This window comes from Massilia sp., from assembly GCF_046293535.1.
Lineage (GTDB): Bacteria > Pseudomonadota > Gammaproteobacteria > Burkholderiales > Burkholderiaceae_D > Telluria.
Genome location: NZ_JBKBOV010000041.1, coordinates 13036 through 39211, shown reverse-complemented (window position 1 = coordinate 39211; position 26176 = coordinate 13036). Strand labels below are relative to the sequence as shown.

At 65.2% G+C, this 26176-nt stretch carries 18 protein-coding genes; 13 read left to right on the top strand and 5 right to left on the bottom strand.

Going from position 1 to position 26176, the window contains the following annotated elements; translation table 11 throughout:
* Positions 1-129 precede the first annotated feature (129 nt).
* The 7 genes from vgrG to ACK4S9_RS18620 all read left to right on the top strand — a co-directional run bounded on the left by vgrG (position 130) and on the right by ACK4S9_RS18620 (position 10401).
* Positions 130-3162: a type VI secretion system tip protein VgrG gene (gene vgrG, locus ACK4S9_RS18650; RefSeq protein ID WP_409728738.1), complete on the top strand. Its 3033-nt coding sequence runs from the start codon at positions 130-132 to the stop codon at positions 3160-3162.
* A 17-nt stretch (positions 3163-3179) separates the two neighbouring features.
* Positions 3180-8141, top strand: coding sequence for an RHS repeat-associated core domain-containing protein (locus ACK4S9_RS18645; RefSeq protein ID WP_409728735.1), 4962 nt, complete (start codon positions 3180-3182; stop codon positions 8139-8141).
* Between the two features lie 5 nt (positions 8142-8146).
* The gene (locus tag ACK4S9_RS18640; protein ID WP_409728732.1) at positions 8147-8386 is read left to right on the top strand and encodes a hypothetical protein; all 240 of its coding nucleotides are present in this window, start codon (positions 8147-8149) and stop codon (positions 8384-8386) included.
* 19 nt (positions 8387-8405) lie between these two features.
* On the top strand, positions 8406-8708 hold the full coding sequence (locus ACK4S9_RS18635; protein WP_409728729.1) for a hypothetical protein: 303 nt from the start codon (positions 8406-8408) through the stop codon (positions 8706-8708).
* 108 nt (positions 8709-8816) lie between these two features.
* Positions 8817-9104 carry a hypothetical protein gene (locus ACK4S9_RS18630; RefSeq protein WP_409728726.1) on the top strand — a complete coding sequence of 96 codons (288 nt, stop codon included), beginning with the start codon at positions 8817-8819 and terminating at the stop codon, positions 9102-9104.
* 51 nt (positions 9105-9155) lie between these two features.
* Positions 9156-9434 carry a PAAR domain-containing protein gene (locus ACK4S9_RS18625; protein ID WP_409728723.1) on the top strand — a complete coding sequence of 93 codons (279 nt, stop codon included), beginning with the start codon at positions 9156-9158 and terminating at the stop codon, positions 9432-9434.
* A gap of 784 nt (positions 9435-10218) precedes the next feature.
* Positions 10219-10401 carry a hypothetical protein gene (locus tag ACK4S9_RS18620; RefSeq protein WP_409728721.1) on the top strand — a complete coding sequence of 61 codons (183 nt, stop codon included), beginning with the start codon at positions 10219-10221 and terminating at the stop codon, positions 10399-10401.
* A 106-nt stretch (positions 10402-10507) separates the two neighbouring features.
* Here the strand turns inward: ACK4S9_RS18620 and ACK4S9_RS18615 are convergent, their stop codons facing one another.
* Complete coding sequence (locus ACK4S9_RS18615; RefSeq protein WP_409728718.1) at positions 10508-12235, bottom strand: methyl-accepting chemotaxis protein; 1728 nt, start codon at positions 12233-12235, stop codon at positions 10508-10510.
* A gap of 264 nt (positions 12236-12499) precedes the next feature.
* Between ACK4S9_RS18615 and ACK4S9_RS18610 the strand changes: the two genes are divergently transcribed.
* From ACK4S9_RS18610 to ACK4S9_RS18595, 4 genes are all read left to right on the top strand, one after another.
* Positions 12500-13900 (top strand): L-cystine transporter, encoded by a 1401-nt coding sequence (locus tag ACK4S9_RS18610; RefSeq protein WP_409728715.1) that lies wholly within the window; start codon positions 12500-12502, stop codon positions 13898-13900.
* Between the two features lie 110 nt (positions 13901-14010).
* Positions 14011-14772: a histidine phosphatase family protein gene (locus ACK4S9_RS18605; RefSeq protein ID WP_409728712.1), complete on the top strand. Its 762-nt coding sequence runs from the start codon at positions 14011-14013 to the stop codon at positions 14770-14772.
* Positions 14773-14781: 9 nt separating this feature from the next.
* Positions 14782-15780, top strand: coding sequence for an NAD(P)H-hydrate dehydratase (locus ACK4S9_RS18600; protein WP_409728709.1), 999 nt, complete (start codon positions 14782-14784; stop codon positions 15778-15780).
* Between the two features lie 230 nt (positions 15781-16010).
* On the top strand, positions 16011-16454 hold the full coding sequence (locus tag ACK4S9_RS18595) for a hypothetical protein (RefSeq protein ID WP_409728707.1): 444 nt from the start codon (positions 16011-16013) through the stop codon (positions 16452-16454).
* 347 nt (positions 16455-16801) lie between these two features.
* Here the strand turns inward: ACK4S9_RS18595 and ACK4S9_RS18590 are convergent, their stop codons facing one another.
* The 3 genes from ACK4S9_RS18590 to ACK4S9_RS18580 form a co-directional block, all read right to left on the bottom strand.
* Entirely contained in the window at positions 16802-20008 is a 3207-nt protein-coding gene (locus ACK4S9_RS18590; RefSeq protein ID WP_409728704.1) for an efflux RND transporter permease subunit, read from the bottom strand.
* A 30-nt stretch (positions 20009-20038) separates the two neighbouring features.
* Positions 20039-21223 (bottom strand): efflux RND transporter periplasmic adaptor subunit, encoded by a 1185-nt coding sequence (locus ACK4S9_RS18585; RefSeq protein ID WP_409728702.1) that lies wholly within the window; start codon positions 21221-21223, stop codon positions 20039-20041.
* Between the two features lie 232 nt (positions 21224-21455).
* Complete coding sequence (locus tag ACK4S9_RS18580) at positions 21456-21875, bottom strand: divergent PAP2 family protein (RefSeq protein WP_209588687.1); 420 nt, start codon at positions 21873-21875, stop codon at positions 21456-21458.
* A 184-nt stretch (positions 21876-22059) separates the two neighbouring features.
* Here ACK4S9_RS18580 and ACK4S9_RS18575 point away from each other — a divergent pair, with 184 nt between their 5' ends.
* Together ACK4S9_RS18575 and ACK4S9_RS18570 are read left to right on the top strand one after the other, a co-directional pair.
* Entirely contained in the window at positions 22060-23109 is a 1050-nt protein-coding gene (locus tag ACK4S9_RS18575) for a DUF475 domain-containing protein (protein ID WP_409728698.1), read from the top strand.
* 97 nt (positions 23110-23206) lie between these two features.
* Complete coding sequence (locus tag ACK4S9_RS18570; protein ID WP_409728695.1) at positions 23207-23611, top strand: hypothetical protein; 405 nt, start codon at positions 23207-23209, stop codon at positions 23609-23611.
* A 172-nt stretch (positions 23612-23783) separates the two neighbouring features.
* Here ACK4S9_RS18570 and ACK4S9_RS18565 read toward each other — a convergent pair whose 3' ends face one another.
* A complete protein-coding gene (locus tag ACK4S9_RS18565; RefSeq protein ID WP_409728693.1) occupies positions 23784-26120 on the bottom strand; it encodes a hypothetical protein in 2337 nt (778 codons plus the stop codon).
* Between the last annotated feature and the right edge of the window lie 56 nt (positions 26121-26176).

Genomic DNA, 26176 nt, shown 5'->3' with positions numbered 1-26176 from the left:
GTTTTGTCACTGGCCAATCGCAATTTAATAACTACAGTCAAGAAGTTCGTCGCAAGTTCAGACGCGCTTTAGTAGCGACGTCGAACATCTCGAATTCAACAATGCCCAGCTCAACCGATGAGCAAAACGATGACTGACCTGCAAGCACTGCTGGAAGCCTACCGCAGCACCCGCCTGTTGCGCTTGTCGTTCCCAATGAGCGACGGCCCGCACGCCATGCTCGTGGTGAACCGGTTTGAAGGCACGGAATACCTGTCGCGTGACTTCGAATTCAAGGTGGAACTGCTCAGCGACGATGCCGGGATCGAACTCGAGGCGATGCATGGCAAGCTGTTGTGCGTATCGCTGGTACAGGACGACGGCAGCTTGCGTCCCTTCACCGGTTATGTCGCTTCGTTCAAGCTGGTCAAGACGGACGGTGGCGTGGCCTTCTATGACGCCGTCTTGAAGCCATGGCTGGCGTACACGCGCCTGCGCCGGAACAACCGCTTGTTCCATGCGCAAAGCTTGCACGAACAGGCGGAGACGATCTTCGCCGACTACGGCGGCCTGCCCGCCTGGGAATGGGAAGTCGCTGGCGAACAGCCGCAGTTCACGATGGCCACGCAATGGGACGAGACCGACCACAACTACCTGTGCCGTCGCTGGGAAGCGGCCGGCTACAGCTATTGGTACGAGCACAGCGGCGAAGGCCATACGCTCAGGGTCTGCGACGACACCCGCGCCGCGGCCCCGGTCGACGGGCCGTCGCCCGGCATCCGCTTCCATGGTGCCGGTGGCGCGGCCGAAGAAAATTCGATCGACCACTGGAGCCCGTTGCGCCAGTGGGCGTCCGGACAGGCAGCGGTGAGCGGCTTCGACTTCAAGAATCCACGCCCGGTACATGCGAATACCGTCACCATCAACCAGCAAGGCGATATTCCGCAGTTGGAGGTGCACAGCTACGAGGGGCATTACGGCTTCAAGCACCAAGCGGGCGGCGACCAACTTGCGCGCTTGCGCATGGAAGAAATCGAATCCCGCGGCAAGCTCTATGAAGCCCGGGGCAACAACCGGCAAGTCGCACCAGGCAGATGGTTCAAGCTGTTTGAGCATTTCAGCGAAAGCGAGGACAGCGAATTCCTGATCCTGGAAGTGCATCACGAAGCCAGCAACAATTACCTGCAAGGCAAAGGTGCACTCGCCGAGTACAAGAACCGCCTGGTCTGCCAAGACAAGGCCGTGCCCTGGCGTCCGGGACGCGGCTTCAACAGTACGGACACCAGACTGCTGGCCCTGCAGACCGCCACCGTGGTCGGCTTGGGCGGCCAGGGCAGCCTGAACGTGGACCGGTACGGGCGCATCCAGGTCAAGTTTCACTGGGACCGCGACGAAAGCGGTAGCTGCTGGGTACGGGTAAGCAGCAACTGGGCCGGCGGCGAGAAGGGCTTGACCAGCCATCCGCGGGTCGGGTCGGAAGTGATCGTGCAATGGCTCGATGGCAATCCCGACCATCCGATCGTGACCGGTTCCGTGTACAACCAGAGCTATATGCCACCGTGGAAGCTGCCCGAACAGCGGGCGCTGACGGGGTTCAGAAGCCGGGAGCTGAGCGCCGAGGGCGGCAACACGCCCGGCGGACGCAGCAACCATCTGGTGCTGGATGACACACAGGGGCAGATCCAGGCCCAGCTCAAGAGCGACCATCTCGCGAGCCAGCTCAGCCTCGGCCATATCCACCGCATCGAAGACAATGCCGGGCGCAAGGACGCGCGCGGCCAGGGCTTCGAACTGCGTACCGACGGCATTGGGGCGGTGCGCGCCCAGCAGGGCCTGCTGCTCAGTACCGAGGCGCGGCCGAATGCCCGCGCCCATATCACCGACATGGCGGAGACGCTGGGGCGCATGGCGCAGGGGCAGGAGTTGCACGACAGCCTGTCCCAGACGGCGCAGCAGGCGCAGGCGCACCAGCCGGGCGACCAGGACCAGGTCGTCGCCGCGCTGCGGGCGCAGGTCGACGCCATCAAAGGCCAGGGGGGCGCGCCTAGCCAAGGCGAATTCCCGGAATTCCAGGCTCCCCACCTGCTATTAGCCAGCCCCGCCGGCATCGAAACCAGTACGCAGGGTTCCACCCACCTGATGAGCGTGGAGCACACCGCCCTGACCAGCGGCGGCCATGCGAGCCTGAGCGCGGGAAAGAGCCTGCTCGTCAGCGTCAAGGAAGCGGTGCGCATGTTTGCCTACAAGGCCGGCATGAAGCTGGTGGCGGCCAGCGCCGACATCGACATCACGGCCCTGAAGGACAGCGTCAACATCCTGGCCAAGCTCAACATCACCCACACCGCCAACCGGATCACGATCACGGCAAAGGAAGAGGTGGTGATCAACGGCGGCACCAGCTTCAGCCGCTGGAACGCATCGGGGATCGCCCATGGCACCAGCGGCAAATGGGTCCAGCACGCGGCGCACCACAGCTTCGAACCCGCCAAGAGCGAAGGCACGCCGAGCTTGCCGCAGCCCGTGCAGCTGGCGCCGGGGCAGCTCGACCTGTATCACCAGTACGTAAACCTGGAAGGCGGCAAGAAGCAAGGCATCCAGCAAGGCGAGTACACCGTCGTCGACGCCGAAGGTGGCGTCCACCAGGGGACGCTCGATGCCGACGGCTTTGCCAGCGTGGCTGGCCTGCCGATGGGGATGGCCACGGTCAGCTACGGCAAGGACCCGCGCGACCCGTGGGATGAAGGCAGCTACTTCGGCCAGGGAACCGAATGGCCAACTGTGGCGCTGCCCGAGGTTGGCGCCGCTGCGGTGGCGACGCCTGACCGGCCTGCACCGAAGGCGCCGAACCCCGGACTGCTCGCCAGCGCCAAGGCTGCGGCAGGCAGTCTCAACGGCGCAGCGGGTAAGCTCAGCGCAGTAGCGCAAGCTTCGGAGCAAGCGGCAAATGCGGTGCAGTCGCTGCCAAAGGGCGGCGCGCAAGCATTGCTGGCACCGGTCGGACAGGCGGCCATGGCCAATATGGCGGGTAAGCTCCCCGGCGGCGCGACGGGCCTTGATACCTACGGCGCGTTCAATGCCGGCAAGCCTGCCGCCGCCGTCGCGTCCACCTTCGGTTTGCCCGGATCGCTGCCGCGCATCGGCGCTGAAGTTCCACCTTCGATCCCGAAAAAATCCGTCATATAAAAAGATAAAAAGCCACCATGACCGAACCCACGCAGGCCCCGTCCAAGCCCGCCGAACGCGCGCCGGAAGTCGCAGTCGCCCCGCTCAACACCATCGACCAGCAAGACATCGGCGCCGCTGCCGCCGCCTTCGACAAATGGCTACGCAAGATCAGCCATGACTACGTCACGCTGGAGCGCCTGAGCACTGTAGCCGGCAGCCTGCCGGTGATCGGCAACATCATGGCGCTGATTGACGCTGTCATGGATATCGTGGCGATCATCCAGAAAGGCCTCGCCAAGGGTGCCAAGGAAATCGATTTTCTCCTATGGGTAAGCCTCGGCATCAACCTGATCGGCATAGCCCCGGGGGCAGGCAACGCAGCGCGCATGAGCCTGCGGCCGGCGCTGCACCTGGTCCGGCAAAAGCTGCGCTCGGGCGCCAAGGATCTCGGCAGCGCGCTGGTCGAGGTGCTGGTCGTGCATCTCAACGCCAGGCTGGCCGGAGAGATCGATACCTTTGTCGACAGCGCGATGGGCAAGCTGGCTGGTATCCTGGACGATTGCGCCAATACTGCCGACGGCATCGCCGACGATCTTGTCAAGACCCTCAAGCGCTGCATCGGCCAGGAACCGCTGTTCGACGTGGCCACCCCGGCGGAAGTGGAGACCAAGCTGCACGACCCAAAAGCGCAAAGCAGCTGGCGCCGCATGATTGGCGCCCTCGGCCGGCAATACAAGATGAGCGCGAACTATGTTGTCGCGGCGGCGGCCAGCCAGCTGCCGAAGAGCGCGACAGAAGGGGTCAACAACCTCATCGGCCACCTGACCGCCTTCAAGCCGGCGTTTCGCAACAAGCTCGCCGCCCTGGCCGACGAGCAGAAGCAGATGAGCATCCGGTGGATACTGGCGCGGCTGCGCGACGCCGTCACCAAGCACAAGCGGCGCTACCCAGCGCTGGTCCCATCCAGTAAGGGCGCGGACCATAGGAAGAACAAGCCCGAACACGAGCTGGGCGCCACCAGCCGGCAACGCCCGGCCACGGGTGACGCCAATGCTTGCAAGCTGTGCCCCGCCAAAGGCGGCACCGCGCACTCGATCAGCTTCGCCACCGGCGCCGAAACCTTCACCCACCTTGACTTCGTACTGGACGCGCCGATGCCCATCGGCTGGAGCCGCACCTACCGCAGCCAGATGGTCGCCTATGACCGCGGCAATCTCGGCGCGCGCTGGCTCACCCCGTACAGCACCCGCATCGACGTCGTCGGTCAGGGCAAGCCGACGGCCCTGCTCTATCACGCCGCCGACGGCCGCAGCCACTGCTACCCATACCTTGGCGTCGGCCAACGACACTACGACCCGGTCGAGCAGATCACGCTCACCCGCATGAGCGCCACCCTGCTCACGCTCGACTTTGGCAAGCCGCTGCCAGAGGGCGAACGCAGTCCCTGGCGCGAAACCTACGAGCTGGTCGACACCGTGCGCGCCAAGGCGGGCGAGCTGGGCAAGGAGCATTTCCGGCTGATCGCACTGCATTCCCGCGACGGTGCCGCCCTGGGCCTGCGCTACGACCACGTCGTCGCCAATGGTCCATACGCCGGCGAGGAGGTGCTCAGCGACATCATCAGCAAGCAGGGCGAGATCATCGTCGCTCATGCCGGCACCCAGATCGACCCTGATAGCGGCCGCATCCTGGCGCTATGGGAAATCCGGGACGGCAAGCTGCTGCGCCAGCTGGCCGCCTACGACTACGACGATCACGGTGACCTGGTCCGCGCCCAGGACGAAAATGCGGCCGCCTGGCAGTACCAGTACGACCGCCACCTCGTCACCCGCTACACCGACCGCACCGGGCGCGGCATGAACCTCGCCTACGACACCAGCATCGACAGCGGGCTTCACGCCAAGGCGATCCGCGAGTGGGCCGACGACGGCAGCTTCGACACCCGGCTCGAGTGGGACAAGAACATCCGGCTGACCTACGTCCTTGATGCGCTCGGCCACCAGACCCGCTACTACTATGACATCGCCGGCTACACCTACCGCATCGTGTATCCGGACGGGAGCGAGGAATGGTTGTTCCGCGATGACGCCAAGAACGTCGTCCGTCACATCCATACCAACGGCAACAGCGAGCATCACCGTTACGACGACCACGGGAACCTGCTCACGCACACGCGCGCCGACGGCAGCCAGGTCCACTTCGAGTATGACAGCCAGCACCGCGTCACCGGCATCCGCGACGCCGAAGGCGGCGCTTGGCGGCGCGACTACAATGCCCAGGGCCACCTCGTCGAGGAAATAGACCCGCGCGGCAACAAGACCCAGTACGCGTACGACAAGGCCGGCCGGCCGATCGAAGTCCTTGACGCCAAGGGTGGGGTCAAGAAACTCGCCTACACCCTGGACGGTCAGCTCGCCAGCTACACCGACTGTTCCGGGCATAGCTTTCAATGGGAGTACGACGAGCGCAAGCGCCTGGTCAAGAGCATCGACGCCGCAGGCAACGTCACCCGCTACCGCTATACGCCGTTGAGTAGCGAAACGCTGGCGCAAGCGCACAGCGAAGGCAGCGGCAACCATCCCGGCCAGCTGGAGGCCGTCATCAATCCCGACGGCAGCCACGAGCAGTTGCGCCACGACGCCGAAGGCCGGCTGCTGGCGCACACCGACGCATTGCAGCGCACCATCGCCTACCGCTACACTGCGGCTGGCCTGATCGCGACGCGCACCGACGCGCTGGGACAGAGCCTGCGCTACCAGTGGGATTTGCTCGGCCGCCTGACCGCCCTGGAAAACGAAAACGACAGTGTCTATCGCTTCCAATACGATCCTGTCGGCCGCCTGCTGCAGGAACAGGGCTTCGATGGAAAGGCAACCGAATACCGCTACGACGAAGCCAGCGGCGTGCTGGCGGAAACCGTCGAAGCCGGCGTGACGACACGGCTCGACTATGACCCCATGGGTCGGCTCGTGCAACGCCGTGCCGCAGCGCCCGGCAAGCCCGAGCAAATCGAAACCTTCGCCTATAACGCTAACGGCCAGCTGGCCGAAGCGAAGAACGAACACGCCAGGCTGCAATGGTTCTACGACGACGCCGGCAACTTGGTGCGCGAGCACCAGAACTACCAAGGCCCGTTCCATCCCGACAAGCGCACCGCGGTCTGGCACCACCACTACGACGAACTCAACGAGCGCACCGGTACGACCCGCCCCGATGGCCACCACCTCGAATGGCTGACCTACGGCGCCGGCCACGTACACGGCCTGCTGCTCGACGGGCGGGACCTGGTCTCCTTCGAGCGCGACGCCCTGCACAGGGAAACCGACCGCACCCAGGCCAACGGCCTGCTGCAAACGATGAAGTATGACCCGCTTGGGCGCCTGATCGAACAGCAGCTCGGCGCCATCGCACAGGCCAGCCGGAAGGACCGGCATTTCTTCCCCGGCACATACCGTCCCGACGTCCAGGTCGGCATGCAAGCCGCGATCCTGCGGCGCTACCGCTATGACCTGTCCGGCCAGCTGACCAGCGTCGAAGACAACCGGCGTGGACGCGTCGAATACCGCTACGACCCGGTCGGACGGCTGCTGGCGGCAAACAGTGCATTGGGTCATGAAACTTTCGCTTTTGATCCGGCCGGCAACATCCAGGCAGCCGATACCGCGCGGCAGGATCCCATCACCCGCCGTCCCCCGCTGCCGAAACTGCTGGACAACCTACTCAAGGAATACGCCGGCGTCCGCTACCGCTACGACGAACGCGGCAACCTCGTGGGACGTACCCAGGATGGCCTTCGGTCCGAATATGAATGGGATGCGTTCAACCGGATGACCCGCGCCACCACTTGGCATGGCGTCGCCAACTTTGCCTACGATCCGCTGGGGCGGCGCATCGCCAAGCACAGTGGGGCGCTGGAAGGCGCTGGCTTCCGGGAGACGAGCCGGACCATGTACGGCTGGGACGGCGACACGCTGGCGTTGGAAAGCAGCGTGCACCAAGGCTTTGCGGCCGGCGAACGGACGGTGCATTATGTGTACGAACGCGACAGCTTCGTGCCGCTGGTGCAGGCCACCCGAAACCAGGCGCTTCGGCTGGCGCCCACCACCGATGTAAAAGCGCTGATGGCAGGCAACGACGGCAAGTACGATATTGCGCTTGATCCGTTATGGAACGGTGAGTATGAGCAAGAAGCCGAGCCGTTTGGTAAGGATGAGATCGCCTTTTATCAATGCGATCATCTAGGTACACCGCAGGAATTGACCGACCATGAAGGCAAGGTTGCGTGGTCGGCACAGTACAAGGCGTGGGGGCAAGCGAAGGAGGCGATTAGCGAAGCGGCGCGCAAGGCCGGGATGCGCAATCCGATTCGGTTTCAGGGGCAGTACTTTGATGAAGAGACGGGACTGCATTACAACAGATACCGTTACTACGATCCCGATACGGCGCGGTATCTGACGCAGGACCCGATTGGATTGGCGGGTGGCTTCAATGTATATTCGTACACACGTAACCCAACTGGTTGGACTGATGCCCTTGGTCTGTCTGGCAGTTCCGCTCAGCGCAGAAATAAAAGGCGAGCGCAAGCCAAAAGCGGCAATGTGACCTGCCCCACAAGTTGCCCGTGTCCGTCGACACAAGGAAGCGTTGATACTCCTTATGGTCCTGCGTTGCAGAGTAATGCGCCAGAAGCTTTGGCAGCAAGAAAGCAGGTGCAAAGTGGGGTTACTTTGTATAGGGCTGGAACAATGGGCAAAAGCCAAGCTGCTGAGGCTCAGTTCTGGTCACTTGAGCATCCAGACAGCCCAGGTTATGCGCAACGCTATGGAATTCCGCAAGAGAACATCGCAAACGCGGACTTTGTAGAAACTGGTGTTCTTAAACCGGGTACGCCCTTTGTGACGAGGGCTGCTCCCGCTGTTGGTAATAATCCAGGAGGGGGAATTGAGGTCGTCACTCCTGCTCACGGAGTTCGTCTTAAAAATTTTTGTACGAGATAGCCAAAATGAATTCATATGACCACTACTCTCAGGCAAGAGAATTAGCCAAATTACTTGCACGTGATGGAGCTGCCGCTCTTTCAGAAGAAGTGCTTGATGCAATGGTTATTGGTTCAACAGGGACAGAAATCTTTATGTTATTGCGAGTGGCAGTAAAGAAATCTTTAGCTCAACCTAACCTATCCAGTGATGCAATGCAGCTTGCACAAACACTTCTGACTCACCTAGAAAAAGCACTGCAATGAGGCAATAACAAGATAAGCGTTGGATTTTTCATTCCGAGCAGCCATCGGAGGCAGCGAATGGGCGAAAGCCAGTAATCGCGGCCGGTGCCGCGCTGTCGGCGTTCAGCGGGCAATCGCAGCACAAGCGCCTCAGCGCTTGGACATTCGGTTCAAAGACGGTCCGTCCGCGATCCGGCTACCCAGCAAGTTGGTCGCCCACGAGGAAGTCTCGCGCGGCTTCCGCTTCGTACTCGAGGTGCTGTCGGACGACTCGCGCATCCCGCTGGAGATCATCATGGGAAAAATGGTGGCCATCTCCCTAAACAAGATAGAAGAGGTTTAATCATCTGGCGTTACCCGCAAGCCCAAACTGAAAACTGATCGATGAGGCGGAGTGGTTGATACCTAGGTACATCCGTCCGAGCGAAGTTGTAGCGCAGAGGAAAGTGCCATGATAATTATTGCGACTCGCGATCTGAGCAAGGGAGATGTGCCACAAGGAGATTTCAACTGGTCTACATTTTCAATGTTTGCCTTGACGTTTGATCCTCTGTCCGAGGCTAAAGACGAGTTCAATCAAGTACCTGCAAGCGCAACACCATCTGACACATGGACTGCAGTGGAATTGCGGTACTTTCTCTACTGTCGGCAACGCATTGGAAGTAATCAGGGAGGGTTGAGACCGGAGGCAATTGACAAGGTTCAGGCAGCTCTGAGCATTCTTCGTTCAAAGATCTGAATACGCGGCCGCAGCAACCGTTATCCGTCACCGATTCCACTGGAGAGCCAAATGTCATTAAAGATCATTACAGTCGGGGACAAGACCGATCATGGCGGCACAGTTGTTAGCGGTTCGCCCAACCACGACATCAGAGGAAGAGCGATCGCCCGACTGGGTGATAAAGTTGATTGTCCGCTGCCCTACCCTGGTGGCAAACCGCACGGCGTAAACAAGATCATTACCGCCCACAGCACGTTCACAGTCGACGGGGTGCCGGTTGCGGTCGAGGGATGCACGACGGAATGCGGGTGCAAGTTGATCGGCAGCGTGCCTGCAACGGTCGGTTGAACCCGAATCGTCACGTGACGTACTTGTGACGTGACTCCTGATAAGCTACCATTCCTCCCCCTTTGGCATGACTGGTTATCACAGTTGGCAAGCGTTGCAAGTCATTGATTAATAAAGAATGCTCATTTCGACCCGGCGACTTTTAATCCGTTGGTCGCTGGTTCGAGCCCAGCACGGCCTACCAGAATCAGCAGAAACGCCAGCCTTCAGGCTGGCGTTTTTGTTTTCGGTAACTGCCGCCCCTGCCTCATTGCCGGATCGCACGTCCGTCCCCGCACCCGGCGGAACATGATACAAAAAAGGCAATGACCCCTTGTTTTTTGTATCATTTCCCGAACTCGCGCTGACCTCGCCGGTCATATCATTCCCGAGCCTGCAGCCGCTACCGTTGGTTACTCCCTACGTATGAGCAGAATTGCTTGACATTGCAGAGCGATAGGAAGATATTGTTTTTTACAAGCAACACCTTGAAGTCGTAAGCAATTGTGTGCGCTCTTGTATTCGTCCGACGCACATGTAAAATAGACAACATCAGATGCGCCTGCCCGTCAGGCGCATCGCGGACTGGATTTTTATTGTGAAGCGTAACTGGCCTTGCATGTCGACCACTTCTCATCTTCACGCTTCGGACGCGCGCAGGCACGCTGCCAGCACCGCCCGGCCTGCCTGAACGGCCGGTGCGCCCAGCGCCCCGCAGCCGGATTCTCCCGTCAGCAAACGCTCCAGCACTTACCGTCAACCCATTGAATGCTTGTCTCCGGTGGAGACGGCAGAAGGAATCAGCATGAATACCGAGCACTCGCACCCACGCACCCACACCGGCACCGTCGACCGCAGCAACCCCAAGGCGCCGAAGCGTACGTTTGCAAAAAGCATCGTCGCGAACAGCCGACGCCTGCGCCAGCGCATCGGCGTGGCCATCGGCCTGTGCCTCGGCATGACAGCCCTGGTCGTCACGCTCGGATAAGCCGGCACGCGCAAAAAGAAAAGCGGCAGGCCCTCCGGCCCGCCGCCCGATCGACGAGGCTTGCGAAACGGCGTCCTGCCGGCCGCCGCGCCGCAAGCCGGTCTCGTCAGAACTCTTCCCAGCCCTCGGTCGCTTCCACGGCCCGCGCCTTCTCGGCCTTGCGGGCTGGTTGCGCTGCGGCCGCCTTCGGCGCGTTGCGTGCTGGCGCCTTGACCGCCGCGCGTGACGCTGGCGCCGGCACCCGCACCAGGCTTGCCGCCGGCGCCGCTGCCGCTGCCGGCGCGGCTTGCGCATCGAGGCGGAAGATGCCGACCGCCTGCGCCAGTTCGGCCGCTTCCTGCTGCAACGACTGGGCCGCCGCCGAAGCCTCCTCGACCAGGGCGGCGTTCTGCTGGGTCACCTGGTCCATCTGGGTCACGGCGCTGTTGATCTGCTCGATGCCGGCGGTTTGTTCCTGGCTGGCAGCGGTGATCTCGGCCATGATGTCGGTGACACGGCCGACGCTCTGCACGATGTCCGCCATCGTCGCGCCGGCCTGGTCCACCAGTTCGGAGCCGATGTGCACCTTCTCGACCGAATCGTCGATCAGCGCCTTGATCTCCTTGGCCGCCGCCGCGCTGCGCTGCGCCAGGTTGCGCACCTCGCCCGCCACCACCGCGAAACCGCGGCCTTGCTCGCCGGCGCGCGCCGCTTCCACCGCGGCGTTCAGGGCCAGGATATTGGTCTGGAAGGCGATGCCGTCGATGACCGTGATGATGTCCACGATGCGGGTCGCCGACGTGTTGATCGCGCCCATGGTGCGCACCACCTGCTCCACCACTTCGCCGCCCTTGCCCGCCACCTGCTGGGCCGACACCGCCAGGGCGTTGGCCTGGCGCGCGTTGTCGGCGTTCTGCTTGACGGTCGAGGTCAGCTCTTCCATCGACGAGGCGGTCTCTTCCAGCGAACCGGCCTGCTGCTCGGTGCGCGCGGACAGGTCGAGGTTGCCGGCTGCAATCTGACCGGACGCCGTGGCGATGGTATCGGTGCCATTGCGCACCCGGGATACGATCTGCACCAGGGACGCGTTCATCTCCTTCAGGGCCCCCAGCAGGCGGCCGGTCTCGTCGTTCGCGCTGACCTCGATCTTCTGGGTCAGGTCGCCCGCGGCCACCGCGCCGGCGATCTGCACGGCCTGCTCGAGCGGGCGCACGATCGCGCGCACCAGCATCCAGCCGACCGCGGCGGCCATCAGCAGGCCGAAGGCCAGACCGGCCAGGCACAGCAGGCGCACGGTCTCGTAGTTCTGCTGCGAAGCTTCGTATTCTTCCTTGGCGACGCGCTGCTGCAGCGCGATCAGGCCGTCGCCGGCCTGGCGCAGCGGCTCGAACAGGCGGGCCATGTCGCCGGACACGATCTGGTTCGCCAGCGCGGCATCGCCGGCGTGCACCGCGGCGATGGCAGGCTGCAGGGCCTGGGTCATGAAGGCCTTGTAGGCGTCGCCGAATTTGGCGCTCAGGACTGCTTCTTCCGGCGTCAGTTCGGTCGCCTCGTAGGCCTTCCAGTTCGCCGCCATTTCCACCACGTTCGCATCCACTTCCGACATCATCTCCTTGCGCCTGGCGGCATCCTCCAGGGGCGCGGCCTTGGCGACCAGCAACTGGTCCAGCGTAATCAGCTGCATCATCCGGCTCAGCTGGCCAAGCGCGACGACACGGTTGTCGTGCAGGTCCTTCAATTGGGCATTCGACTTGGCAAGGTTGTAGAGGCCGATCGCTGCGCCGGCGATCAGCTCCGCCGCCAGGAAGACGAGCACGAGGATGAGACGGGTCTTGATGGTGAGATTTCTAAACATGGAAATTGATGGTGATTTGACGACACGTTTATTGTATTGTGGAAATGCATTCCTACCCATGTGAAATACACTTAATTCCGGCCTTTCTCATACCGTAACGTTGCTCATGCACTACAAATAAGCGCGCGCGCATCAGACCGCGTCTTGTCCCGGAATCGACCAGGGAGCGGCCTTAGCCCTTGTCCCTACAGCGGAGCTGCCATTTTGCCTATAGAATGCTGCGATTGATTTCCGCAGCGCATGAGCTGCCCCGCAAAGGCTCCAATGAACTTCCCCGTCCTGATCAACCTGGTCCTCGCACTGCTGGTGTGCGTGCTGCTGTACCGCCTGCAGGCGAACCACGTGTCCTTCACCAAGCGCGTGTTCTCGGGTCTCGGGCTCGGCGTGGTGCTGGGCGCGGGCATGCAGGCGGTCTACGGCGCCGCCTCGCCCGACGTCGCCGCCACCAATGCCTGGCTGGACGTGCTCGGCAGCGGCTACGTGAAGCTGCTCCAGATGATCGTCATTCCCCTGATCATGGTGTCGATCGTGCAGGCCATCCTCAAGCTGCGCAATGCCGCTTCGCTCGGCACCATCAGCACCTTGACGATCGGCATCCTGATCGCGACCACCATCGTGGCGGCCGCGATCGGCATCCTGATGGCCAAGCTGTTCGGCCTGAGCGCGGTCGGCCTGACCGGCTCGGCCGCCGAAGTGGCGCGCGGCGAATACCTGCAGGGCAACCTGGCGACGGCAAAGGAAATCTCGTTGCCCTCGATGCTGCTCTCGTTTATTCCGGCCAACCCCTTCCTCGACATGACCGGCGCGCGCAAGACCTCGACCATCGCGGTGGTGGTGTTCGCGATCTTCATCGGCATCTCGGCCACCGGCATCGCCGGCAAGAAGCCCGAGGTGTTCGCCTCCTTCAGCGGCTTCGTGCACGTGGCCCACGTGATCGTGATGCGCATGGTCACGCTGGTGCTGCGCCTGACGCCCTTCGGCGTGTTCGCCCTGATGGCCAAGATGGTGGCGGGTTCGAGCCTGCAGGACATCCTCGGCCTGGCCAGTTTCGTTGTCGCCTCCTACTGCGCGCTGGCGCTGATGTTCCTGGTGCACCTGATGCTGGTCGCCGGCAGCGGCCTGAACCCGCTGCGCTACGTGGCCAAGATCTTCCCGGTGCTGGCCTTCGCCTTCACCTCGCGCACCAGCGCGGGCTCGATCCCGATGAGCGTGGCGACCCAGACCGCGCGCCTGGGCACGCCGGAAGGCATCGCCAACTTCGCCGCCTCGTTCGGCGCCACCATCGGCCAGAACGGCTGCGCCGGCATCTATCCGGCCATGCTGGCGGTGATGATCGCGCCGACCGTCGGCATCGATCCGTTCACCGTCTCCTTCCTGCTGCCGCTGCTGGCGATCGTCGCCTTCGGTTCGATCGGCGTGGCCGGCGTGGGCGGCGGCGCCACCTTCGCGGCCCTGATCGTGCTGTCCGCGATGGACTTGCCGGTAGCGCTGGCCGGCCTCCTGATTTCTGTGGAGCCCTTGATCGACATGGGCCGCACGGCCCTCAACGTCAGCGGCTCGATCACCGCCGGCACCTTGACCAGCCGCATACTCGGAGAGACCGACATGCGCGTGTTTCATAGCGACGCGGAAATCAATTTAGATAGCGAATCGCAAGCCGTGTAAGAGGGCTCCGACGCCGCGGCGAGCCTGTCCGGAAAGACCGCAATCGTGCGCTTTCGGCCCGTAGAATCCGTCTATGATGACGTCATGTCAATATCCGAGACGGGCAGGTAATGGAACAAAAGTGGCCACAAGAAGTCTGGCTGGTCAGGCATGGGCAGAGCGCCGGCAACGTCGCGCGCGAACTCGCGGAAGCCGCCGCCGGACATCTCATCGACATCGCCGACCGCGACGTCGACGTGCCCCTGTCCGAGCTGGGTGAGCGCCAGTCCGAGGCGCTCGGTTCCTGGTTCGCCTCGCTGCCGCCGGACCAGCAGCCGACGGTGGTGTTGCACTCGCCCTATGTGCGCGCTGCCGAGACCGCCAACATCCTGATGCGGCGCCTCGACCGTTCGCGCCTGGTGGTCGAATCCGACGAGCGCCTGCGCGAAAAGGAATTCGGCATCCTCGACCGCCTCACCACCTACGGCATCGCGCACCACCACCCCGAACTGTACGAACAGCGCCAGCACGTCGGCAAGTTCTACTTCCGCCCGCCCGGCGGCGAGAGCTGGTGCGACGTGATCCTGCGCCTGCGCAGCGTGGTCGACACCCTGAACCGCGAGTTCTGCCGCGAGCGCGTGCTGATCGTTGCGCACCAGGTCACGGTCAATTGCTTCCGCTACCTGTTCGAGCGTCTCGACGAGAAGACCATCCTCGAATTCGACCGCGCCGGCGATGTGCCGAACTGCTCGGTCACCTCCTACGAATACGACCCCGATCTCGGCAAGGGCGGCCATCTGGCCCTGCGCCTCGTCAACTTCGTGGCGCCGCTCGAATCGACCGGCACCCCCGTCACCGCCAGCAAGGACCTGCCTGCAGCACCGAAGGCCTAAGCCCATCCCATGGAAACGCTCATCGACACGCCTGATCGCGCCACCGCCGTGCATGACGTCGACACAGCCCTGCTGCAGGGCTGGCCGGTGCCGATGCCGGCCGTCGAAGGCGACAAGGAGATCCGCGGCCACGTGCTGGTGCTGGGCGGCTGCTGCGAGATGCCGGGGGCGGTCATCCTGGCCGCCACCGCGGCCCTGCGTGCGGGCGCCGGCAAGCTCACCATCGCCACCGGCCAGAGCGTGGCCCAGCTGGTGGCCCTGGCCATGCCCGAGGCGCGCGTGATCGGCCTGGCCGAACAGGCCAGCGCCGGTTTCAGCATGGAGGCGGTCGCCTGCCTCGACCCGTTGGCCGAGCGCGTCGACGCGGTGCTGATCGGACCCGGCATGCGCGACGAACCGGCCACCGCCGCGCTGGTGCATGCGCTGCTGCCGCGCCTGGACGCGGCCGGCACGCAAGTGGTGCTCGACGCCTGCGCCATGGGCACGCTGCTGCATCCGCCCGCGGGCTGGCCGCCCGGCATGCCCTGGCGTTTCGAGCGTCCGGTGATCCTCACCCCGCACGCGGGTGAAATGGCGCACCTGACCGGCACGCCCAAGCCGGACATCAATGCCGCACCCGACCCGCGCGCACTGGAGGCGGCACGGGCCTGGAACGCGGTGGTCGCATTAAAAGGCGCGCGCACTGTCATCGCAACGCCGGATGGAACGTTGTACCAGCATGAAGGCGGCAATGTTGGCCTGGCCATCTCCGGCTCGGGCGACGTGCTGGCCGGCGTGATCGCCGGCCTGGTCGCCCGCGGCGCGGCGCTGGACCAGGCCACCTGCTGGGGCGTGGCGCTGCATGCGCGTGCCGGCGAGCGCCTCGCCGAGCGCATGGGCACATTAGGATATCTAGCGCGGGAAATATCTCAGGAGATACCCGCGCTCCTGGAACAGGTCGCGGGCAAGGATGCCGGCGACAGCGAGACCATCCGGCCCACGCCGGTGGGATGGGGAGCGGAGTTCTAGTACGTCCGCTCTCCAGCAAGTACGACAGTGTGCGATCCGAACCGGCGGCCGGGCTGCCAGTCTAACCGAGTCGGATCGTGCACTGACCGGGGCCGCGTGTTGCGTCGGTTCCCTGATGGTTCCACTGCTGGGTTCCCGAACCCTCAGAGGACCTAACCTGGCGCCGTGGTAGTCCCGGGCCTCACCTGGACGCTGCGGCACAAGATAGACGTGAACGAGGAGTTTAAACAATGAAAGCACTGACCAAAGCACCAAAAATCCTGCTGACTGCTGCCGTGTTGGCCTCCCTGCTGGGCGCTTGCCGCAAGAACGAGCCGGCAACCGACACCACGACCACCACGCCGGACACCTCGGCCACCGCCCCGAGCAGCACCTCGGGCGCCACCGGCACCACGGGTGACACCGGCACCGGCGCAACCGGCACCGGCACCACCGGCACCGACATGGGCACTGGCGCCACCGGCACCGGCGCAACCGGCACCACCGGCACCATGACCGATCCGGCAGCCACCGGCACCGGCGCAACCGGTACCACCGGCACTGACGCAACCGGCACCACCGGCACCGGCGCAACCGGCACCGGCACCTCGGGCACCTCGGGCACTACCGGCACCGGCACCGGCACCGGCACGGGTGGCACCGGCGGCACCACCGGCGGCACCACCGGCGGCTGATCGAGCATCCGCCTGGCAACGAACGGGGCCCGCGATGCGGGCTCCGGGACTTCCGGTACTCACCGGGAGCTTGGTTTCGTGCCGTCATGCGCGGCGACCGCCAGCCCGGCCGGGCTGGCTTAGTCGTATTCTGTTTGCCCTCCCCCCTCCTCCATTTCCCACCTCCACGCTTCGCGCTTCAGCACCCTCCCCGCAATGAGGGTCAGGTCTGACATTTAGACACGGGCTGAGCACGACAGCAGCGTAACGGTCGAGCTCGTGTCCGAATGTCAGACCTGACCCCCATGGTGTGCGCATGAAAAAAGCCAGCCCGAAGGCTGGCTTTGTGCGGCTGATGCCGGTGCGGCTCAGGCTGGCTGCGGGGTGCCGCGGCCGCGGCCGCTCACGAAGCGGCCGATGCGCACGATGCCGCGGAAGACCAGGCGCACCATGACCAGGGTCAGGATGGCTTCGACGAAGGTCGTCAGGAAGGCCAGGGCCACGTTGTGGCGCTTGGCGCGGCGGTCGAACTTCGCGAACATGCGATCGCGCGCGATCTCGATGCTGTCGTAGAAGGTCGGCACCACCAGCAGGGTCAGCAGCGTCGAGGTGATCACCCCGCCGATGATGGCGATCGCCAGCGGCTGGTAGAACTGGCCGGCGTCGCCGAAGGCCATCGCCACCGGGAACATACCCGCGATCAGGGCGAAGGTCGTCATCAGGATCGGACGCAGGCGCTTGCGGCCGGCCTGCATCAGCGCTTCCTCGCGGTCCACGCCTTCCTTCTCCAGCGCACGGGCGGCGTCGATCAGCAGGATCGCATTCTTCGCCACCAGGCCCATCAGCATGAGCACGCCGATCATGCTCATCAGGTTGAGCGTGTTCTTGGTCAGGATCAGGGCCAGCACCACGCCGATCAGGGACAGCGGCAGCGACAGCATCACGCCGATCGGTGCGGTGAAGGAACCGAACTGCATCACCAGGATCAGGTACATCAGCAGGATGCCCGAGAACAGGGCGATCATCATTTCCCTGAACAGCTCCTGCTGGTCCTCACCCTGGCCGCCCAGCGCCAGGCCATAGCCCGGCGGGAAGTCGAAGCTCTGGGCCAGCTTCATGGCGTCGGCGGTCACTTCGCCGGCCGAACGGCCCTGGGCGTTGGCGGACACGGTGATCAGGCGCTCGCCATTCTTGTGGCGGATGCCGGCCGGGCCCTTGCCCATGGTGATGCTGGCGATCTGCTCGAGCGGCACCATCATGCCGGTACCGGCCACCGCGATCGGCAGGCGCTCGATGCTCTCGGTGTTGACGCGGTCGTCCGGATGCAGGCGCACGGCGACGTCGCGGGTCTCGCTGGTCGGGTCGACCCAGTCGCCCACCTCGATGCCGGCGAAGGCCACGCGCAGGGCCTGGGCGGCGTCGTTCACCGAGATGCCCATGGCGTTGGCCAGGCCGCGGTCGAGCACGATCTGCAGTTCGTTCTTCGGGTCCTGCTCCGACAGGGTGACGTCGACGGCGCCCGGCACCTGGCGCAGCTTCTCCATGTAGGCCGAGGTCAGCTCCATCAGCTTGCGCGAGTCCGGACCGGTAAACTCGACCTGGACCGGCTTGCCGCCGCCGCCCAGGTCGTCGATGACGGTGTACTCGGCACCCACCAGCGGGGCGATCTTGGCGCGCAGTTCGGCGCCGATCTCGGAGCCGCTGCGCTCGCGCTTGCTGCGCTTGCCGATGTCGACGTAGACACGGCCGCCGCTCAGGTCCACGTAGCTGTTGGTGTCCTCGGTTTCCGGGATCGAACGGGCGATCTCGGCAGCCGCCTCCACCTTGCGGCGCGAATATTCGAGGCTCGACGAGGCCGGCGTGCGGATCTCGACCATGATCGTGCCCCAGTCCGATTTCGGCATGAAGCTCGAGCCGCCGAAGAAGTGATGCAGGGTGATGGCGCCGATGAAGCTGGCGACGGCGATGGCACCCATCCACTTGCGGTGGTGCAGGGCCCATTCGATCACGCGGCCGTAGCGGTCGGCCTGGTGGTCGAACCAGACGTTGAAGCGCTGCAGCACCCGGCTCAGGCCCTTCTTCGGCGCATGCGCATGGTCAGGCGGGTCGCCCCAGTAGGCCGACAGCATCGGGTCGAGCGTGAAGGAAATCAGGAGCGACACGATCACCGAGCAGGTCACGGTCAGGGCGAAGGGGCGGAACCATTCGCCGGACACGCCGGGCATGAAGGCGACCGGTACGAACACGGCCATGATCGAGAAGGTGGTGGCGGCCACGGCCAGGCCGATCTCGGCCGTGCCTTCGAGCGCGGCGGTACGGCGGTCCGAACCCATTTCCATGTGGCGCACGATGTTTTCGCGCACCACGATCGCGTCGTCGATCAGCACGCCGATCGCCAGCGACAGGCCCAGCAGGGTCATGAAATTCAGCGTGAAGCCGCACAGCCACACGGCGATGAAGGCGGCCAGCACCGAGGTCGGCAGCGCCAGCGCGGTGATCAGGGTCGAACGCCAGGAATTCAGGAAGGCGTAGACCACGAAGATGGTCAGGATCGCGCCCAGCACCAGGGCTTCGATCACGTTGTTCAGGCTGCTCTGGGCTTCTTCGCCGCCATCCTGGACGACTTCCACCTTGGTGCCTTCCGGCAGTTCCTTGCTGACTTCCTTGACGACCTCGTGCACCCTCTTGGCCAGCGACACGGTCGAGGCATCCGGCGAACGGGCGATCTGCAGGCCGACGTTCGGCTTGCCGCTGCGGATCGACAGGCTGTTGATGTCGGCGAAGCCGTCCCGGATCTCGGCCACCTGGTTCAGGCGCACGATCTGGTCGCCGTTGCGCTTGACCACGATCTGCGAGAAATCTTCCGGGCGCTCGATGCGGCCGACCAGGCGGATGCCCTTCTCGTCCAGTTCGCTGCGCAGCTTGCCCACCGGCGCGTTGGTGTTCTGGGTACGCAGGGCATTGGTGACGTCCGACACCGAGACGTTGAACTCGCGCAGCTTCTCGGCGCGCAGCAGGACCGACAGCTCGCGGCGCAGGGCGCCGTTCACGGTCACGGTCGAGGCGCCCGGGATGGCGCGGAACTTGTCAGCCAGCACGTCCTCGGCATAGCGCGAAATCTCGGCATGCGACTGCGTGCTCGAGGACAGCGCCAGCTGCATCACCGGCTGGGCGTTGATGTCCCAGCGCCGCAGCACCGGCTCGCGCATCTCGACCGGCAACTTGTAGCGCACCGCGGCGATCGCGTTGCGCACGTCGTCCGAGGCTTCGATGACGTTGCGGCCGAAATTGAAGTCCATCCAGATCGACACCCCGCCTTCGTACGAGTTGGAGCCGATCTCGTTGACGCCCTGGATCGCCAGCAGCTGCTTTTCGATGCGGTTGGTGATCTCGCGCTCCACGGTCTCGGGCGAGGCGCCCGGATACGGGATGTTGACCGACAGGGCCGGACGCTCGACGTCCGGGTTCTGGTTGACCTTGAGCTTGGACAGCGCGAGCAGGCCGATCAGCATCATCCCCACGATGATGACGACCGTCGCGACGGGTCTCTTGACACTAAAATTGGAGAGGAACATTTTTAATTATCCTTGGTTGTCCTGTGTTCCTTACTTGCCCTGCACCGGGGCCGCATTGGCGGCGCTGGCGGCGCTGGCCACGACGGCGGCCGGCATCTCGACCTTCTGCCCATCCTTCAGGTTCGAGGTCGGCGAGCGCAGCACGATGTCGCCGGCCACCAGGCCCTGCTTGACTTCGACGTTGCCGGTGCGCGGATCGCGCGCGCCGACCACCAGCGGGACCTTGTTCAGGGTCTTGTCCTTGATGCGCCAGGTATAGGCGCTGTCGCCGGCCTTGACCAGCGCGGCTTCCGGCAGCATCAGGGCGTTCGTGCTCTGGGCGTCGATGCGGCCCTCGGCGTACAGGCCGGCCACGCGCGGCTGGGCCTTGTCGGCGAATTCCACCACCACCTCGACCTGGCGGGTGATGGCGTTGGCGGCCGGGTCGATGCGCTTGACCACGCCGGCGAACTGCTGCTCGCCGTAGCCGTTGACGCGGAAGTTGACCTTCTGGCCGAGCTTCACGTTGGCGATCTCGTCGGCCGAGACGCGGGCCTGGAAGCGCATGCTGTTCGGGTCGATGACCTTGACCAGTTCCTTGCCGATGGTGGCGGTGTCGCCGTTCGAGACCTTGCGCTCGGAGACGATGCCGTCGAACGGCGCGCGCACCACGGTGCGCGAGAGCTGCTGGCGCGCGGTGGCGGCGCGGCTCCTGGCGGCCGACAGCTCGCTCTGGGCGCTGTTGCGGCGCACCTCGGCTTCGTCCAGGCCGACGGCCGAGGTCATGCCCGAGGCGCGCAGGGTCTTCATGCGCTCCAGCTGGCGGTTGGCCTGGTCGAGCGCCTGGCTGGCGGCGCGCACCGCTTCGTCGGCGGACGCGACGGTATCGCGAATCGCGGTTTCATCCAGGCGCACCAGGACGTCGCCGCGCTTGACCGGCTCGCCGTTCTCCTTCAGGACCTGCAGGACCACGGCCGAGACTTCGGCGCGCAGGTCGGCCTTGCGCTCGGGCTGGATCGAGCCGGTGACGACCGGGCCGCTCGACAGGGTGTCGCTCTGGATGGTCAGCACGTCTTCCGACGCGACCTTCAGCTGCGCGGGACGCTTGTCCTTGGGATCGGACTTGCCGCCGGCCTGGGCGGTTTCCTGGCCCGGCTTGGCGGGTTCCTTGGACTCCTTGCTGCAGGCGGCGAGCGCCGAGGCAATGGCAAGGACGAGTAGTGTTTTGCGCAGCATTGTGGTTCTCCAGAGAAGGACTCAGTGGTTGTTCTTGTAAAAATTCGGGTATAGACAGCCAGCGCGCAGTATCAAGTAGTGCCCTTGCGACTTCAAGTGAGGACGCTGCGTACTGCGGAATTCGAGGGATGAAATGCGATATTTCGCGACGAGCTGCATTCCAGGCGGACTGGAATGTGGCCGATTCCGGACAGGCGGACGTCCGAAGCTGTCCGCCCCATGTATTTACAGGTCAGGCGCCGAAGAGCGCGTGGATCAGGAAGCCCATGCCGATGCCGGTGGCGATGCCGCCGCCGATCTCCACCAGGGTGTGGCCCATGCGCTCGCGCAGGACCACGTGGCCGACGGTGTCGCAGGCCAGCTTGTTGATCGCCGCGGCCTGGCGCCCCACGTGCTGGCGCAGGCTGTTGGCGTCGATCATCACGATGAAGGCCAGGGTCACCGCGACGCCGAAGGCCGGATGGCCGATCCCCTCGCGCAGCGCGATCAGGGTGGCCATGCTGGTGACCACGGAGCTGTGGTTGCTGGGGAAGCCGCCGTTGCCCACCAGGTTGAAGGCCCAGCGGCGCTGGCGCGCGCTGGTAATCAGGAACTTGATCGGGCCGACCACCATCCAGGTCAGCACGGGTGTTACGAGATATGCGAGATCCATGTCCAAATCCAGGTGAAGATGATTGCTGCGGGCAGGCCGGATGTCCCGCCCTGATGCCGGGCAGAATTATCTCAGAAGCAAGCCTGCACCGATACAGAAACCGGGCGTATCAAGGACATCCGTAGCGCCGCCGCATCCGGGACGCTAATATTCTCCCAACACACCAGACAGGCAAGGAGGCGGTATGCGGCATTTCCGGTTGTCGATTGCGGTGACGGTCATCCTGATGGCCCTGGCTGGCTGGTGGGGCTACGAGCAGCGCGGCATCCCGGGAATGTTGCAGGCGCTCTGGATCACGGGCGTGCTCGGCGTGCTCGAAGTGTCGCTTTCTTTCGACAATGCGGTCGTCAACGCCTCGGTCCTGCGCGGCTGGAACGAGTTCTGGCGCAAGCTCTTCCTCACGGTCGGCATCCTGGTGGCGGTGTTCGGCATGCGTTTGCTGTTCCCGCTGGTCATCGTGTCGGCGGCGACCGGGCTCGGCCTGGTCGAGGTCTGGCACCTGGCGATCGACAATCCCACCGAATACTCGCGCCACCTGACCGAGAAGCATGCCGAGGTGGCAGCCTTCGGCGGCGCCTTCCTGATGCTGGTCTTCCTGAATTTCCTGTTCGACGAACAGAAGGAGCTGCACTGGCTCGGCTGGATCGAGGAAAAGGTCGGCAAGTACGGCACCGAGGGCCTGGCCATCGCCCTCACCCTGCTGCTGGTGTGCGGCGCCATGTACCTGATCGAACCGGCGCGCAAACTGCCGGTGTTGATCGCCGGCGTCACGGGCGTCTTGATCTACATTGGGGTGAAATGGCTCAGCGCGCTGCTCGAGAAGGAAGAAGAAGACCCGGCGGTGGGCAAGATGATCGCCCAGGGCAGCATCGGCGGCTTCCTCTACCTCGAGGTGCTGGACGCCTCGTTCAGCTTCGACGGCGTGATCGGCGCCTTTGCGATCACCAACGACGTCGTGATCATCATGCTTGGCCTGGCCATCGGCGCCATGTTCGTGCGTTCGATGACGGTATTCCTGGTCTACAAGGGCACGCTGGAAGAGTTCGTGTTCCTGGAGCACGGCGCCCACTATGCGATCGGCATCCTGGCCGTGATCATGTTCGCCAGCGTCCACTACCACATTCCCGAATGGTTCACGGGCTTGTCGGGGCTGGCCTTCATCCTGGTCTCGCTATGGTCCTCGGTGCGCTACCGGCGGCGCATGGCGCACGAGAATGCAAAAGAGGCGGCCTGAGGCTTGCCGGCAGTTTGTGATTTTGCCCATCCGTGGCAGAATGTGCCCGGCTGCGATGCTGCCAACCTGACAATTCACACTCTTAATGCCGAAAACCATGCCGAAACGCGCTACCGCCCTCATCCTGTCCGCCCTCGCCGCGATCGTCGTGCTGTTCGCGCTGTATACCTGGTTCACCCTGAGCTGGTCGTATTCGGAAGGCGAACGCGCGGGCTACCTGCAGAAATTCTCCAAGAAGGGCTGGCTGTGCAAGACCTGGGAAGGCGAGCTCCTGCTGTCGAGCATGCCGGGTGCGATTCCCGAGCGTTTCGCCTTCACCGTGCGCGACGACGCCGTGGTCAAGCAACTGCAGAACGCAATGGGACAGCGGGTGCAGATCACCTACGAACAGCACGTGGGCGTGCCGACCTCGTGCTTCGGCGAGACGGGCTATTACGCCACGCGGGCCACGACCGGCCCGGTGAACCCGGTAGCGCCGAGCGAGGCGCCGGCCGCGCAGTGATACGCTCTATGTATTAATGGGGTACTGGTGATATGCGTGGCATATCAGAACCTGGAGTCATGGGCGCCAGTGGCGCGCATGACGGTCATTCCACCTGTACCCTCAGCACGTCGCTCCGGCGCAGGCCGGAGCCCAATGTGACCTTCGACGCGTCTCCGACGCATCGAGGAGATCACTCTCCGCTCTTCCTCTGATTCAGGATCACGTCCGCCAGCCGCGTCGCCGCCTGCGACGCCGAGGCCGGCGGCGCGCTCTTGAAACGTCCCAGCACCTCGCGCGTGATGTTCACCGACGCCACCCGGTGCTCGGCCTCCGCCTTGTGCTCGCCGATGGCGCGCTCGAGGGCCGCCAGTTCGCCCGCCTGCTCGTCGTGGCGCTGGGCTTCCAGCTCGGCCAGCTGCCTGCGCGCGTCCGCCATGCGCTGGGTCGCCTCGGCGGCCTTGCGCTGCATCTCGGCGTGGCGCTGGGCGTGTTCGAGCAGCGCGCGCTGGGCCTCGCGCTTCTCGACCGCGGCCTGCAGCGCGGCCTGTTCAGCCAGTTCCCGTGCACGCGCCAGGCTGGCCTGTTCTTCCTCGGCCGCGGCGCGCGCCTGGGCGGCCTGGGCCGCCGCCTGCTCGGACGCCAGGCGCGCGGCCGCCGCTTCGTTGGCGCGGGTGTCGGCCGCCGCCTGCTGGCGCTGCGCGGCCTGCTTGCGCTCGACCAGCGCCAGCGATTCGCGCGCGGCCTCGGTGGCGGCGCGTTCTTCCAGCAGGGCCGCCTGGGTCAGCTCCAGCTGGCGGCGCTCGGCCTCGGCGCGCTCGGCCTGGGCCCGGGCCAGTTCGGCCGCGCGCTGCGCCTGCGCCTGCTGGGCACTGGCGGCCGCTTCGGCATGCTCGGCTTCCTCGATCGCGGCGCGCGCCTGCGCCCGCTGCGCCGCCAGGGCCTCCTGCTGCGCGCTTTCGGCGCGGCGCTCGGCGTCCAACTGTTCCCGCAACTGTGCGGCGGTGGCCTGCGCCGCCGGGGCGCGCGCCGCGGCGGCGCGGGCCAGTTCACGCTCGGCCTGCAGGCGCTCTTCTTCGCGCGCCAGCGCCGCCTCCTCGCCCGCCAAGCGCTCGCGCTCGGCCTGGGCCAGGCGCTCGGCCTGTTCGGCGCGCAGCCGGGCGGCCGCCAGGGCCGCCTGCTGCGCTTCCGCCTGGCTGCGCGCGGCGGCCATGGCCGCGTCCTCCAGCGCGTTTTCCTGCGCTAATGCGTCGGCGGCGGCCTGCGCCAACGCTTCGCGTTCCTCGGCCAGCGCGCGCTGGCGCTGTTCTTCTTCCGCCTGGCGCGCCGCCGCCTGGCTGGCCGCCTCGTCGGCCGCGGCGCGCTCGCGCGCATGGCCGGCGGCCACGGCTTCGGCTTCCAGGCGCGCCTCCACCCGCGCGCTCGCCTCTTCCTCGAGCCGCGCGCGTTCCTCGGCCACCTCGCGCAGCCGGCGGTCGGCCTCGATGCGCGCCTCGGTCGCGGCCAGGATGCGGGTTTCGGCGTCGCGCCGGGCCTGCGCGGCGGCGGCGGCCGTCTGCTCCAGGCGTTCGCGGTGGGTGGCGGCGTCGCGCAATTCCTTCTCGGTCTGCAGGCGCATGCGCAGCGACTGCGCCGCGACGCGCTCGGACTCGGCCTGGGCCAGCGCGATCGCCTCGCGCTCCTGTTCGATGTGGGCCAGGGCGCGCGCTTCTTCCAGCGCGCGCGCCTCGGCGGCGGCGCGCGCGAAGCTGGCGGCCAGCGCCACCTGGTCGGCGCGCTCGCGCTGCTGGGTCAGTTCGAGCGCCTCGGCTTCGGCCTGGGCCAGCTTCTCGGCGGTCTGGCGGGCGCCGCGCTCGGCGCGCTCGCGCTCGCGCGCCAGGATCGCCACGCGCGCATCGGCGCTGGCGTTGTGCAGCACTTCTTCCTTGGCCGCTTCGACCGCCGCCATGCGTTCGGCCGCCTGCAGGCGCGCCTGCTCGGTCTGCGCCAGCAGTTCCTCGGCGGCGCGCGCGGCCTGGGCCGCCATCTCGGCCTGGGCCTCCACCTGGGCGCTGGCGCGGCGGCGCGCTTCTTCCTCGGCGCGGGCGCGCGCTTCCAGCGCCACCCGGGTCTCGGTTTCCTGCTGCACGCGGGCGCGCAGTTCGGTGGTCTCCTGGCGGATCGCCTCCAGGCGCTCGCGGGATGCCTGGGCGGCGGCGCGCAGCGACTCCAGGCGGTCGCGGTCGGCGGCGATGGCTTCTTCGGATGCCTGGGCATTGGCCAGCGCGGCGGCGGTCGCGGCCGCATCGAGGGCGGCGCGCTCCTCGGCCAGCGAACGGGCGCGCGCCTCGGCATGGGCGCGGCTCTCGGCGGCGACATTGGCCTTGGCTTCAGCCTCGACGCGGGCGATGGCCTCGTGGATCTCGCGCATGTCCATCGGGCCGCGCGCCGCCGGGGCCTCAGGGACGATGCTCCCGGCATGCTCCGTGCGCGCATGCTCCAGGTCGATCGTGAAGTCGGTGTCGTCGTGCTCGGGCTTGATGGGTTCCATGCTTGTTCTCGGTGAGGACGCAGGCTGCGTCTACGGGATTATCCGGGAAATCGCGC

Coding starts and splice junctions, on each gene's coding strand:
- ACK4S9_RS18610 (WP_409728715.1), top strand. CDS start 12,500: ATGAACTTCCCCGTCCTGATCAACCTGGTCCTCGCACTGCTGGTGTGC.
- ACK4S9_RS18645 (WP_409728735.1), top strand. CDS start 3,180: ATGACCGAACCCACGCAGGCCCCGTCCAAGCCCGCCGAACGCGCGCCG.
- vgrG (WP_409728738.1), top strand. CDS start 130: ATGACTGACCTGCAAGCACTGCTGGAAGCCTACCGCAGCACCCGCCTG.
- ACK4S9_RS18595 (WP_409728707.1), top strand. CDS start 16,011: ATGAAAGCACTGACCAAAGCACCAAAAATCCTGCTGACTGCTGCCGTG.
- ACK4S9_RS18600 (WP_409728709.1), top strand. CDS start 14,782: ATGGAAACGCTCATCGACACGCCTGATCGCGCCACCGCCGTGCATGAC.
- ACK4S9_RS18620 (WP_409728721.1), top strand. CDS start 10,219: ATGAATACCGAGCACTCGCACCCACGCACCCACACCGGCACCGTCGAC.
- ACK4S9_RS18585 (WP_409728702.1), bottom strand. CDS start 21,223: ATGCTGCGCAAAACACTACTCGTCCTTGCCATTGCCTCGGCGCTCGCC.
- ACK4S9_RS18605 (WP_409728712.1), top strand. CDS start 14,011: ATGGAACAAAAGTGGCCACAAGAAGTCTGGCTGGTCAGGCATGGGCAG.
- ACK4S9_RS18590 (WP_409728704.1), bottom strand. CDS start 20,008: ATGTTCCTCTCCAATTTTAGTGTCAAGAGACCCGTCGCGACGGTCGTC.
- ACK4S9_RS18625 (WP_409728723.1), top strand. CDS start 9,156: ATGTCATTAAAGATCATTACAGTCGGGGACAAGACCGATCATGGCGGC.
- ACK4S9_RS18640 (WP_409728732.1), top strand. CDS start 8,147: ATGAATTCATATGACCACTACTCTCAGGCAAGAGAATTAGCCAAATTA.
- ACK4S9_RS18565 (WP_409728693.1), bottom strand. CDS start 26,120: ATGGAACCCATCAAGCCCGAGCACGACGACACCGACTTCACGATCGAC.
- ACK4S9_RS18630 (WP_409728726.1), top strand. CDS start 8,817: ATGATAATTATTGCGACTCGCGATCTGAGCAAGGGAGATGTGCCACAA.
- ACK4S9_RS18570 (WP_409728695.1), top strand. CDS start 23,207: ATGCCGAAACGCGCTACCGCCCTCATCCTGTCCGCCCTCGCCGCGATC.
- ACK4S9_RS18615 (WP_409728718.1), bottom strand. CDS start 12,235: ATGTTTAGAAATCTCACCATCAAGACCCGTCTCATCCTCGTGCTCGTC.
- ACK4S9_RS18580 (WP_209588687.1), bottom strand. CDS start 21,875: ATGGATCTCGCATATCTCGTAACACCCGTGCTGACCTGGATGGTGGTC.
- ACK4S9_RS18575 (WP_409728698.1), top strand. CDS start 22,060: ATGCGGCATTTCCGGTTGTCGATTGCGGTGACGGTCATCCTGATGGCC.